This window comes from Paenibacillus luteus, assembly GCF_006542765.1.
In the GTDB taxonomy this organism is placed as follows: Bacteria; Bacillota; Bacilli; order Paenibacillales; family Paenibacillaceae; genus Pristimantibacillus; species Pristimantibacillus luteus.
Genome location: NZ_SKCD01000022.1, coordinates 21,194 through 33,601 on the forward strand (window position 1 = coordinate 21,194; position 12,408 = coordinate 33,601).

At 44.8% G+C, this 12,408-nt stretch carries 8 protein-coding genes and 1 pseudogene; 2 read left to right on the forward strand and 7 right to left on the reverse strand.

Annotated elements, in window-relative coordinates:
- Window positions 1-233: 233 nt before the first annotated feature.
- From E0496_RS16890 to E0496_RS16910, 6 genes and pseudogenes are all read right to left on the reverse strand, one after another.
- Window positions 234-7,325 carry an S-layer homology domain-containing protein gene (locus tag E0496_RS16890; RefSeq protein WP_141502958.1) on the reverse strand — a complete coding sequence of 2,364 codons (7,092 nt, stop codon included), beginning with the start codon at window positions 7,323-7,325 and terminating at the stop codon, window positions 234-236.
- Window positions 7,326-7,565: 240 nt separating this feature from the next.
- Complete coding sequence (locus tag E0496_RS16895) at window positions 7,566-7,910, reverse strand: hemoblobin-interacting domain-containing protein (protein WP_141502959.1); 345 nt, start codon at window positions 7,908-7,910, stop codon at window positions 7,566-7,568.
- A complete protein-coding gene (locus E0496_RS36200) occupies window positions 7,876-8,040 on the reverse strand; it encodes a hypothetical protein (RefSeq protein WP_206669789.1) in 165 nt (54 codons plus the stop codon). Before E0496_RS36200 ends, E0496_RS16895 begins: the two co-directional genes overlap by 35 nt.
- 470 nt (window positions 8,041-8,510) lie before the next feature.
- Window positions 8,511-9,377, reverse strand: coding sequence for an aldo/keto reductase (locus E0496_RS16900; RefSeq protein WP_141502960.1), 867 nt, complete (start codon window positions 9,375-9,377; stop codon window positions 8,511-8,513).
- Window positions 9,378-9,422: 45 nt separating this feature from the next.
- A complete protein-coding gene (locus E0496_RS16905; protein WP_141502961.1) occupies window positions 9,423-9,737 on the reverse strand; it encodes an ArsR/SmtB family transcription factor in 315 nt (104 codons plus the stop codon).
- Between the two features lie 339 nt (window positions 9,738-10,076).
- A pseudogene (locus E0496_RS16910) lies at window positions 10,077-10,244 on the reverse strand (manganese catalase family protein); the annotation flags it as partial.
- A 63-nt stretch (window positions 10,245-10,307) separates the two neighbouring features.
- Here E0496_RS16910 and E0496_RS37185 point away from each other — a divergent pair.
- The gene (locus E0496_RS37185; protein WP_421924209.1) at window positions 10,308-10,649 is read left to right on the forward strand and encodes a hypothetical protein; all 342 of its coding nucleotides are present in this window, start codon (window positions 10,308-10,310) and stop codon (window positions 10,647-10,649) included.
- A gap of 155 nt (window positions 10,650-10,804) precedes the next feature.
- Here the strand turns inward: E0496_RS37185 and E0496_RS16920 are convergent, their stop codons facing one another.
- The gene (locus E0496_RS16920; protein WP_141502962.1) at window positions 10,805-11,233 is read right to left on the reverse strand and encodes a DUF4358 domain-containing protein; all 429 of its coding nucleotides are present in this window, start codon (window positions 11,231-11,233) and stop codon (window positions 10,805-10,807) included.
- 748 nt (window positions 11,234-11,981) lie between these two features.
- On the opposite strand from E0496_RS16920, the gene E0496_RS36205 reads away from it, so the two are divergent.
- Window positions 11,982-12,197: a hypothetical protein gene (locus E0496_RS36205; RefSeq protein ID WP_206669790.1), complete on the forward strand. Its 216-nt coding sequence runs from the start codon at window positions 11,982-11,984 to the stop codon at window positions 12,195-12,197.
- Window positions 12,198-12,408 lie beyond the last annotated feature (211 nt).

A 12,408-nucleotide genomic window follows, 5' to 3' on the forward strand; every position in this document is an offset into this window, starting at 1 on the left:
AGCTACAGTTGTAGTGTATCATTTCAAATCTGTCTGAGTTAGTATTTTATTCTCGTTATTGCGAAGATTGCTCTCCGCCCAAAATATCAAAAGCAGCCATCACAGTGAAAACGCTGCGACAACTGCTTTCTCAATTTTGTGACTGTTTCTTCAGGAAACCGTCCGGTGCAATTATTAAATTCAAGCCCCCAGCTCAAGTACCGGGGGCCTGGCTTTAAAGAGCGAATGAAGATTTAATTGCTGGCAAGCTCAAGCGCTCTAAGAAGAATGACTGCTGCCTGCGCCCTCGTTGCCGTTTGGTTCGGAGCAAATTTGTTGTCACCGATGCCTTGAACGATGCCTTTCTCGACCGTTGCCGATACTGCCGCTTCCGCCCACGCCGGGATGTCGGCATGATCCGCAAACGCAGTTGCCGCATTGGCTTTTGCAGTCAGACCCTGCGCATTCGCGATCATCGTTACCATCTCGGCGCGGCTGATCTTCGCGTTCGGCCTGAAGCTGCCATCGCTGTATCCGTTCACGATGCCCGCTTTAACGGCCTGTGCAATGCCTTTCTTCGCCCAGTCGCCGATGCTTTCCTTATCGGTAAACGCCAATGTTGCTTCGTTGCCTTCCAGCTTCAGAGCACGGGCCAGCATCACCGCGAATTGGGCGCGGGTTATCTCGCCGTTCGGCTTGAATATGCCGTCAGCATAACCGTCGACAATGCCCTTCGCAGCCGCCTTCTTGATGCTTTCTTCCGCCCAGTGGCCTGTTATGTCGCTGAACGTCGCTCCTTCACCTACGTTTTCTTCGGGCTCTATCTTCGCTACGGCGAATACAGCGAACTTCGTGAAGTGATCAACTTCCGCCGTAATCCGATTGCCGCTCACCGTCCCTCCGATTTCCACCCAAACCTTCTTCAGCTCATCGTAATAGAAGAGAGAAGCGACTTGATTCGCTCCCACTGTTGCCGAATCGAACGTTAACGTGATCGTGATCGGTTTCGAGAAGTTTTCTGTAAAGTTTTTCAGAATTTCATAGACCGGGCTAAGTAGAATGTCCTTGTTCGTTACGAGCTGCGAGGTTTCGATCACCTTCTCCACCGTAATCGTCAATTGCTTCTCCGATGCTCCGGCAGGAACCACCATGGTGACGGCATTTTTATCGAACTGGGCCGTCCCCCCTATGCCCGCAGGCAGCGTTTGTTTGCTGTCAGTTGCAGGTGCGGTCGTTCCTCCTCCGCCTGTCGAGGCGGCGGCGCGATGTACGATAATCGTGTATACTTTCTTCGTCGCTCCGTCTTCCGCTGTTACGGTTACCGTTAAGGCGTTGTCACCGACAATCAGGCTGTTGCCGCCTGCGACAGCGACAGTTGCCTTCGAGTCGGACCCAGTTGCCGCTACCATCACGGAAGTTTGACCGTTCGGCACATTCAACGTGTAGTTCAACGTATTGGCGTTAAATCCGTTTATTGTCGTGCCGTCCACTTTCAAATCGCTCAGTTCGGCATTGGAAGACAGCCCCACTGTCCCGCGCTTTACGATTATCGTATAGACCTTCGTTGTTTCTCCGTCTTCAGCCGTAACAGTAACCGTTATCGTGTTGTCTCCAACAACCAGGTTACTGTCGCCTGCGACAGCGACAGTTGCCTTCGAGTCGGACCCGGTTGCCGCTACCATCACGGAAGTTTGACCGTTCGGCACATTCAACGTGTAGTTCAACGTATTGGCGTTAAATCCGTTTATTGTCGTGCCGTCCACTTTCAAATCGCTCAGTTCGGCATTGGAAGACAGCCCCACTGTCCCGCGCTTTACGATTATCGTATAGACCTTCGTTGTTTCTCCGTCTTCAGCCGTAACAGTAACCGTTATCGTGTTGTCTCCAACAACCAGGTTACTGCCGCCTGCGACAGCGACAGTTGCCTTCGTGTCAAATGCATAAACCGCTACCGTCACGGAAGTTTTTACGTTCGGCACGTTTACCGTGTAGTTCAACGTATTGGAGTCAAATCCGTTTATTGTCGTGCCGTCTACCCTAAGATCACTCAAATCCGCGTTCGTCATCGGTACATTTTCGAATTCAGCCGTCAATGAAACCGGGTTTGCCGGCATTGTAAATGTCAGTGGATTTGTTGTATTGCTTCCATATGCAAGCCCTGTCGCATTCCATTTTACAAAGCGTTGTCCGTTTGGAACAGCCGCAAGTACTTTAACCGTCGAGCCTTCCTCAACCTGTGCAGAACTTCCTGCGGCAGCTCCGTCTACTTCAACCGTACCACCGGCAACAGTTAGAGCAGAGATTGTTCCTTCTTCTTCTTCTTCACCAAGATCTAGCACTCGAGGCACAGGAATGTTGTTCGTTGCATCCCAAACCCATACGTTCGTGAAGTCCCAACCCAAGTCTTCAAAGGTTGCTTGCTGCGCAAAATCAGTAGCCGACTTTGAAGCAAATGCTGGGATAATCACTGAAGGCAATCCACTAGTGCTTAAACGCGCGCCGTCATAGTAATTGACTTTATTGGAGTCGACGATTGGCCTGCTGCCGGACCAATACCCTGCGATTGGACCAGGAGCAGGTCCATTAATTGCATTGGCTACCACATTGCCATTCAAGGTTTGGAGCAGATTTCCAGCAGAACCGCCCATATCCCCAACCATTGCACCGGAATATGTGCCCAGCTTATTAAACGTTCCACCCACATAGTTATTCAGAATTACGGTAGGTACAGTCTCATATCGAACAGGAATTGGCGAACCTGCGCTGTTCCAACCTGTACCGCCAATCAAGCCTCCAACTGTTGTTCCACTCACATCTGCAGATATGAAGGAATTTAGCAAAGTGGCTGCATGGAGCGTACCTACAATACCGCCTGTATTGCTTCCACCTGTGACTTTACCACTCACATAGCTGTTTTCAATTGTGCCCATGGAAGTTCCTGCAATGGCACCTGTGCTATTGCCGCCGGTAATATCGACATTCGACAATTTCAGATTTACGACTTTGCCTCCATTGCCGATGTAGGCAAAGAAACCTGTACTGCTGTTGGTCGTTGAAATTTTGAGATTACTTATCGTATATCTTTTTCCGTTGAACGTCCCTATAAATGGCTTTGACGTGTCTTTTCCGCCGATCGCGGCAAACTCCACATCCTTCATATCGATATTCGCCGACAACTCGTAATTCCCATCATACGGGTATTCAGGCGTACCGAAATTCTGCGACAATGAGACCAAATCGCTTGGAGTTTTGATTTTTATTTTATCTGAGCCCCCGCCAAGATCAAGAACGCGAGGCACGGGTACGTTATTCGTGGCATCCCATTTCCAAATGCCCGTAAAGTCCCATCCCAAGGCCACATAAGTTGCTTGCTGTGCAAAATCAGCTGCCGACTTCGCTACAAAAACAGGGACGGTTCCCGAAGGTATGCCACTTGTGTTTAACTTGGCACTGTCATAGTAATTCACTTGATTGGAGTCGACGATCGGCCTGCTGCCCGACCAATAGCCTGCAAGCAGCTTCATAGGATTTTCAATAATTTCAGATAAGAATGCATTACCATTAAAGGTCTGAAGCACGCTACCCGAACCGCCGCCCATATCACCGACGATACCACCGGTATATTGAGTTGCACCGATTCTTGTAACCGTACCTCTCACATCGTTATTCAAAATTACATTTCCAACTGTTTGTTGAATAAGCGACCAACCAGAACCGTTGTAATTGGTGCCTCCAACTAAGCCGCCTACTGTGGTCCCGCTAACATCTGCGTTCATGACCGTGTTTTGCAATGTACCCGCATAGAGCAGTCCTGCTATACCGCCTGTATAACCGGTGCCGGTTACTTTGCCGTCCACATAGCTGTTTTCAATCGTACCGCTGGATACCCCTGCAATGATTCCAGTTCTATTCATACCAGTTATGTCTACATTTGCCAAATTAAGATTTACTACTCTGCCACCAGATCCGATATAAGCGAAGAAGCCCGTGCTGGTATCAGTGGACGAAATTTTGAGATTGCGAATGATATATCCTTTTCCGTTAAATGTCCCAATAAATTGTTTTGGAACCGTGTCTCTGCCGATCGATGTAAACGCAGCATCTGTCATATCAATATCCGCTGACAGTTCGTAATTCCCGTCAAACGGATATTCAGGCGTGCCGAATTTCTGTGACAGTGCAACCAGATCGTTTGCTGTTTTGATTTTTATTTTTGCTGAGCCGCTGCCGGCAAGCGGAGTGACCTTGCCTGTGGCAGTGCTGGTTACGACTCCGTTATAAAAACCTGTTCCCGTTGCAACGGCTCTCAAATAGGAACCTACGTCCGCCGCTTTGATTACGTAATTAGCAGCTGTCGCTCCTGCAATAGCCGTCCACGACGCACCGTCCTTCGAGCTTTCCCATTTGAAGGATGCAGTAGCACTCGACGGCGTAATCGAGGCATTCAATGTTTGCCCTTCTTTGGCAAACCCGTTGACGGAAATATTCGTGATGGTAAATTCATTGACTTCCTGCGGAACCGCTGGATAATTCCAAGCATTCAAATCATACGTGCGCGGCTTATTGGTAACCAGCACGTCGACATCCCCGGTTTGCAGTACATCGTTTTTATCAAAACCTTTGCTTGTTACTCTAATTTGATCAGGCGAAATCGTAATATTGGCAAATCCCCGTCCGACTTCTCTTGTATCGATGTACGCAATGGCAGGGTTTCCAGGATCAACTTTGTATAACGGTCCACGATTGTCCTTATTTGCAGAGTAGTTCGACAGATAGGTTGTTCCGTCGCCGAAATCCGCAACGACTTTGCCGCTTGCGAAAAGCTTAGTGCGAGCATAAATATGGTCATGCCCCATCAGTACCACATCAATGCCTGCTTCATCAAAAGCGTTCGTCCATGAAGCTACAGGGCTGGCCATCCGATAGCCAAACAGCGATTTATGGAACATTCCTACACGCCATTTGGTCGGATTTTGCTTTACGACGGCCTTCATCCAGTCTTGCTGTGCTTTGATCTGTGCGGCGCTGCTCTGATCCTGATAATCCATCACCAAGAACAGCGTGTCGCCATATACGAAGTAGTAGTTGCTAGACTCTAGTTGTGATTTCGTCATACCGGAAACCATGCGCTCTGTGCCGTCGCCACCGCCGTAGAAGGAGGCGCCATTTTTAGGCGGATTATGGCGGCCCAGAAAGTTCTGCAGCGTAGGGTCCACAGGAGTCCAACTGTTATTAGCCCAGCTGTTGCCCGCTCCGTCGAACTCATGATTGCCTGTCGCCATATAGAGTGGCACTTTCGAGAACAAATCCTGGTTAGCCTCGAAGAATGCATCCCATTCCCATGTGTCAAAACCAAAATTGACCTGGTCGCCCGAGCTCACAACAAAAGCCGCATCTGGAAAATCTGTAAAGGCTTGTGTCAGCGCTTTATTGCTCATATTTTTATAACTATCGAGCGTTGCAGCATACCCTCTTGTATCGTTTGCTTGGGCATCGGAAATCCAGTTGAAGTTAAACGTATCGATATTGCTGGCAGGAGTCTTAAAGCTGACCGGTGCTGTAACGCTCGTCACATTTTTAGCGCCATCGCCTACGCTGTAAACATATTCGGTATCCGGTTCAAGGACTTCCGTTTCTGCCTTATGGCTTTGAATTGGGTCGACAGAGTATTGCGTCCCTGCGCCCGTATAATTCGCATTCGCAATATTGCTCCGCAGGTCTACCGTAAAATTGGTCCCCAACACAAAATTCGTAAACTTGCCGCCGTTGCTTTCAAAATCCGATTTTTTTGCATAAAAAAGCTGCGTCGTCTTCGTTGTTACTGGAGTTACCCAGTTAAAGCGAGCCATGTACTTGTCTTTATCCGGCTTGCGTGTTTCTTCATTATAATTGTCGAACATGAATGTTATTGAGGTAGGTTCTGTACCGCCACCTGTCGGTTGGGTAATCTGATCCTCGGATTTGGTAATAGTGAATTCATCGATGACACGGAATGGTTTGTCAGAGCCTGTCGCTTTGTAATACGTTTTATAAATAATTGCATTACTCGTAACCTCAGCCCTGCTGTATACGCCTGGGGAATAGATGGATCCTCCGCCAGTACCCGTCTTGTTGATGCGAAGGTCATAGAAATAGTCGTTCCAAGACGTGTCATTGCTGCCGTGCAGGCTGTACGCATAGTTGTATACCGATCCTCCAATGACATAAGTCGGCGCTTCGCCGAACTTCGCTTTTTGAATGCTTCCTGTGCCTGCCGCAGTTGAATTTGTCTTTAATGTTGTTCTGGCATAGGCATGCTCATGACCAGCAAGAACCAGATCGATGCCGGCATCGGTAAACTTTTTACCGATCACATTGTCGACTGCATAATGGCTTGAACCCGGGTCATAAGGCGAAGCATGAAGATTTACAACCTTCCACTTCTTAGTCGTTGCCGCCGTCTCATCAGCCAGGAATTTCCATTGTACGGCATCATCGCTGGAATTTAGACCAAAAGAATTAAGAGAGATAAACAAAGCGTCTCCATATTCAAAGGAATACACGGTTCCAACAGCAGCCTCAGACAGACCGCTTGGCCTATTTAAAGATGCATAATTAAATCTATTCGTATACTGAATAGAATTTTTATCATAGATTGAATTGTCATGATTACCAGGAGTAGCCATGATCGGCATCATACTAGAAAGGTTTTGAGCAGCATCAAAGAAATACTGCCAGTGGTCTGAAAAACTCGCATCCTCGACTACGTCGCCATTATGGACGAGAAATGCGGCATCTGGATGGTTCGCATTAATATAATCGTACAAGTCGGCGGTGTTTTGATACGTGCTTGGGGATGTTCCCTGCGTATCAGGAGTGATCAAAAAAGAAAACGGTTTCCTAGCTGCAGGATCTGCAGGCGCGGTAAAGCTGGAGACCGCGGAATAACCGTTCGTTGTGTTTCCTACTTTGTAATAGTATTTGGCTTCTGGTGTCAGATCCTGAACAACTACACGATATGTACGTACCTCTTTAACGTTAACCAGCTTGTTGTCCGGAACGCTGCCAGTCACAGTTGAAGCATTGACTGTGGCAACTGCGGCGCTTTTTGTTGTACCGCCGGTCAAGTCAGGAGAAGTACCGTAAACAATATCTGACGTGTTAACCGTCGCATCCGCAACCCAGTTGAAAGCCATAGCCGTTTTACCATCGGCTGCGCCTCCGCCTATAGCCAATGTGATTTGCGACGGAATAGCCGCGGGTGGAGCTGCTTGAGCCGGCATAGGTTTTACAATTCCGGTGGCAGCTACCAGCAAGACCAACATTGCCGTCATCCACCTTGACATTTTTTTTCGTACTCTACTCATTTAAAACAAATCCCCTTTCGACAAAGTATGTTTACTATAACTGAGATTTGTTATATCTAATCGCTTGCAGTTTTAAGCATTCGTAAAGTTAAAACATGACCTATGCAGTTCGAGTAATTAAACCTTCTTCACCTCATCGTAATCGAAGAGTGAAGCGATTTGATTCGCTCCAACTGCTGCCGAATCGAACGTTATCGTAATCGGTTTAGAGAAGATTGGAGCACCTTTCCACCATATTCGTCAATTGCTTCTCCGATGCTCTGGCAGACAGCGTTTGTTTGCTGTCAGTTGCAGGTGCGGTCGTTCCTCCTCCACCTGTTGAGGCCGCGACGCGTTGTACGGTAGTCGTGTATATCTTTTTCGCGAGATCGGTTTATTGAAGTTCTCCATTATCGTTTTCGTATGGCTGCCCGCTGCCAGTACGCCAGCGTTGAAGGTGATCTTCCCTTCGCTAACCGTGTATTCATCCGTTGACAGGTTCGTTGTTCCGTCATTTTCAAGCACACCGTAACCATTAACGGCATGAACTATATGAAAGACGCTTGCGAATTCAAACTTCGCTAAGCTGCTTTTTTTCTTCGTCAAATTTACCTTGATACAAATCATCCAGCAGATGTGTAAGCAACCAATCGCCATCAACCATAAAGCGAGCTTGGAACAGATTGAGCCGATCCACGATACCTATGACCACTAATTCTTCAAGCTCGTGATACATCTGTAGCTTTAATTTAAATAATATGTTCAGGTAGCATCATTCGAATGCTCTCATCTCATTACATGCGAACGTACATTCTTTTTTCGATGATTTAAAAATGAAATTATTTCTGATAGCCAATACACCATCTCCATGTTCCTTCACTTCATGTTCCATAAAATATGCTTTTTGAAATACCTTAAATGTAATCTTTTTTTCGTTTCAAAAAACCTGATTTTGTTTTTTGAAGCGCATCAATTTTCATAATACTTTTGGGTACGCAATACAGGAATTCACAGATAGTGTATCACTAAGATTGCTTGACTACTTACTATGAACCTAAAGAAGAGGCAATGTAGTGTTAGCTACATCGCCTCTATTCCTTAGCTCTACTATTTGAGGTAAGCGAGAACATTGAAAAGGTAAAAGTAAATCCGCCCATTCTTGCCATTGTCAAAATTCCGTCCCAATGTGACGGTAAAGCTCCTATGTTACTTCAAAAATAGTTTCATCAAGTTTACTACAATTGGATTTACATTGTACCCCTTCGGATTTACAGAATATCGTTTCCCCGTATCCAATTCCCCGATGCGATCCATTTCTTCATCGCTTAAATTGAAATCGAGTATGTCGATGTTTTCTTTTATCCTTTTTGGATTCGAGGATTTTGGGATAACGATAGTCTCTCTATTTAAATGCCAGCGCAAAATGACTTGTCCAACCGTTTTTTGATGACGAAGCGCAATAGATTTGAGTACCTCATTCTCAAACAAAGACTTGTTACCTTGGCCCAACGGCCCCCAAGCCTCATGTAAAATCTGGTGACGTAACATGTACTCTCGCAATCGATGTTGTTGAAACTCTGGATGGGTCTCAATTTGATTGACCATCGGAGCAATCTTAGCATGCTTCATAAGTTGTTCAAGGTGCTCGATCTCAAAGTTGGCTACTCCAATGACTCGTATTTTTCCCTCAGTATAAAGTTTCTCCATTGCCTTCCAAGCCTCTACGTAATGGGGACCAGCGAAATGAATGAGATACATGTCGAGGTAATTTGTATTCATTTTTTTACAACTTTTCTCAAAAGCCCGTTGCGTTTGTGAATAACCTAGATCGGTCGTCCATACTTTTGACGTAAGAAAAAAATCTTCTCGGGCAATGCCACTTTTTTGTATTTCTCGCCCCAAAGCTTCTTCATTACCGTATATTCGTGCTGTATCGAAATGTCGATAACCTGCTTTAATGGCTTCGCTAACGGTCTTTTCAAAAACTCCATCTTTACCTTGTTTGAGATTATAGACCCCAAATCCAAGCTGAGGAATTTTCACCCCATTTATCGCTTCAACTGATAAGTTCATCGATTCCCCCCCTTTTGGTATTGTTTATAATTGTTGTATCATGATTTATTCACATAGTTTTATTACATCATCAACTAGATCTCGTAAGGATTGCATTTTGTTTTTGGCGTCTATTCGATAAAAGTTTTTAGTTCCATCTTTATGAACACTTACAATTCCAGCGTCTTTTAGTATTTTTAAATGATGTGAAATTGCAGGTCTAGATAAATGTGTATTCGTACTAATTTCTCCTACACGCATTCCAGACCCCTGAGCCAAAGTAATTAGAATGGCTTGTCGAGTTTCATTCCCAATAGCAATTAATACGGATTGATTCTTTTTAAATTCATGCATTATTTGATTTTCAAAGTCCTGATCCATCGAGTCCCTCCTTGGTCAAAACACTTGAACCATTGAACTGAAATTATCTTATCATAATATTGCCGGAGACATACCATCGGTAAAGTAAATCGAGATCATTAGGTATCAAACAACCAATCGTTCAGCGACCACCTATAAACCGTTCGGACTTCATTAATGTTTTTGAAGTCAGTTGCCCGAACTTCCTCTCTGCAAATTTGCACAATAGAAATCAGCTAGACGCCTATTCTAAGGAAAGATACAGTTCAGAACTATGTATTGTTCGTATCTAGCCAGCTTTCCAAATTTTTCTTCTTAAAACAAAAAACCTCCCCGCAGTACCCTGCAGAGAGGTTCGCTCTAATAAAATATCTTCTCGTCCCGCTTTTCCTTAAGTATTTCCACTGCCACGATCTCGCGCTCCCGCAGAAACTTCAAGCTGTCCTGCAAATTCACGTCGTCCGTCAGGTCAATCAGCCACTGATAAGTAGCCCGTGCTTTCTCCTCCGCTGCGATATCCTCATATTTCAACGAGCGGGTATTAAACTTCATGTTGCACTTAGTGCTGCCACGGAACAACCCGTTCAAGTCATTAAAACGATCGGTAAAATCCACGATGGGCCCATCGGTGAAAAACTCGCAAATAAGAATTACATCCTTGTTCAAGATCGTGCTTATGGAAAAATCAAACGATTTGATCAATATGCTAGAGAACAACAGTATTTTGTTACTCGTATCAAAGAAAATGTCATGCTTGTACATCCTCATTCGTTAAAACGACAATCCGTTGAAGATTCGAATATAGCGAAAGATATCACTTGCTACCTTGGAACACCACAGTGTCAGTCAGAACTTCGTCACCGTGTGGTATTGTTTCAGAAATACCTCTCATTCGATTTAAATAACAAATCGAAGACGATCAGTTACAAATAGTATCATTGGTTTCCTACAGGTGTCACCAGAAAATAATTTATTAGAACCTAGAAATTGAAACAGCGACTCCCAAGGACGAAAAAACAAAGTACTAATCAGTCGCTGATTTATTGAACACGCGTTACCCCTTAGCACAATGTTTTTAGGTTGAGCAATCATGCTCTCTTATCATAATTGATTTTGTCAAGATATGATTCAACAAGTTGATTGCCACTTCTAGTGCTGTCGCTGATTGTTAAAATTACATAGTTTCTTGTTCTATGGATGTAATATCCTCGCAGGCGATCATATTCTTCTGCATTTTCCGATTGATATTTGTTCATAAGCTCATTGGAATAGGAGCTTATCGCACTTTGAATAATGTCGGCACTTTGTGGGCTATTCGCTTCGATAATTGCAAATTCTCTGGCGGTGCCATCTGTGCTAACGAGCACTTTCGCGCTGGAAACATCTGCGACGGTTACGCCGCTGTAATGTTCCTTGATATTGGAAATATCCATTTCTTTCATGTCTTTGTAATAAACCGATGACGTCAGCATAAACTCGGAAAACTTATTGATATCAATTTTTGTTTTGGGTTGCATCAGGACATAAATACTTGTTAGGACAATCACTGCAGCTACTATCGCAAAAACGAGTTTTTTCTTTGATATAGTTTTTATGAAGTTCTCCTCCTTGTTGAATTTAAGCTAATACATGACATATAAAAACAATATTTAGGTCTTGCTGCGATGATTGTACACCTATTGATGCTTACAATACTTCCAATTATATCCTCTCTTTCGTTTTACTACAACTAAAAGAGCTGCGCACGGACATAAAGTAACCCATAGTTATTATGGAGATCGATCCAGTAGCTGGCCAGCGTTATGGACCCATTAACATCACACCAAGGAGTCTTTTTATTTCTCAAACCTTGTATTTCTTCATACTAGGGATGCTGCCCGTCAGTTTAAAAACATCATGAAGTAAATATAAAAAAACCTCCCCGCAGCACCCTACAGAGAGGTTCCCTCTTAATAAAAGATCTTCTCATCCCGCTTTTCCTTAAGTATTTCCACCGCTTTCCGAGATTCAAAATGGCGAATGATATTTCATCAGGGGACAACTATTTGGTTGTAGTGTTCAACTAGTAAGCAATACCTCAAGTCTTCTCCAGGAAGGAAATGGCATTTTCCCTTCATATATACGCGTATACTATCCAAGACCATCTCAAATCCATTTTCTCTAAAGTCGTCTTGAACAGCAGACGAGAGTTGTTATGGGAATTGGTCGCCAAACTTAGCTGATTTGAATCTATCGAAATAGTGTGCGTCATAAGGCGCTATCACTTTGAAAGCTACCGCGATTCACGCCGCTGTTCATCTTCAAGCTGGTGCTGCAAATAAGTGGCAGCGCAATTGTGCCAGCCTCTCCTTATTCCACTTATTCGCCCTGCTCGATTGCACTCGGCTCCACAAACGCAAGCTACCTCAAATTAAAAAAATCTTCAACAATCAGCAGACGCTAGTAGGCACTTTCGAACAGATCAATGAGCTCCAGCGGTAGCTGGACCAAACCCATCGTGATGATGAAATTACGCTATTCCCTTCACTCGGCACAGACAAGACAAGGGCCCATATCCGCTAAATGAACATTCTGATCAAGTTGGAGAATACCGATTACAACTATCCTGTTATGAGCGATAAAACAAAGCAAACAAAAGCTGCTCCACTAAGGTCGTTATAACCTAATGAAGCAGCTTTTCCTATGCAAGTCT

Bases quoted from the DNA above. Each gene is read 5' to 3' on its own strand.
- E0496_RS36200 (WP_206669789.1), bottom strand. From the start codon at position 8,040: ATGTATCACGAGCTTGAAGAATTAGTGGTCATAGGTATCGTGGATCGG.
- E0496_RS16905 (WP_141502961.1), bottom strand. From the start codon at position 9,737: ATGGATCAGGACTTTGAAAATCAAATAATGCATGAATTTAAAAAGAAT.
- E0496_RS16920 (WP_141502962.1), bottom strand. From the start codon at position 11,233: ATGCAACCCAAAACAAAAATTGATATCAATAAGTTTTCCGAGTTTATG.
- E0496_RS16900 (WP_141502960.1), bottom strand. From the start codon at position 9,377: ATGAACTTATCAGTTGAAGCGATAAATGGGGTGAAAATTCCTCAGCTT.
- E0496_RS16890 (WP_141502958.1), bottom strand. From the start codon at position 7,325: ATGAGTAGAGTACGAAAAAAAATGTCAAGGTGGATGACGGCAATGTTG.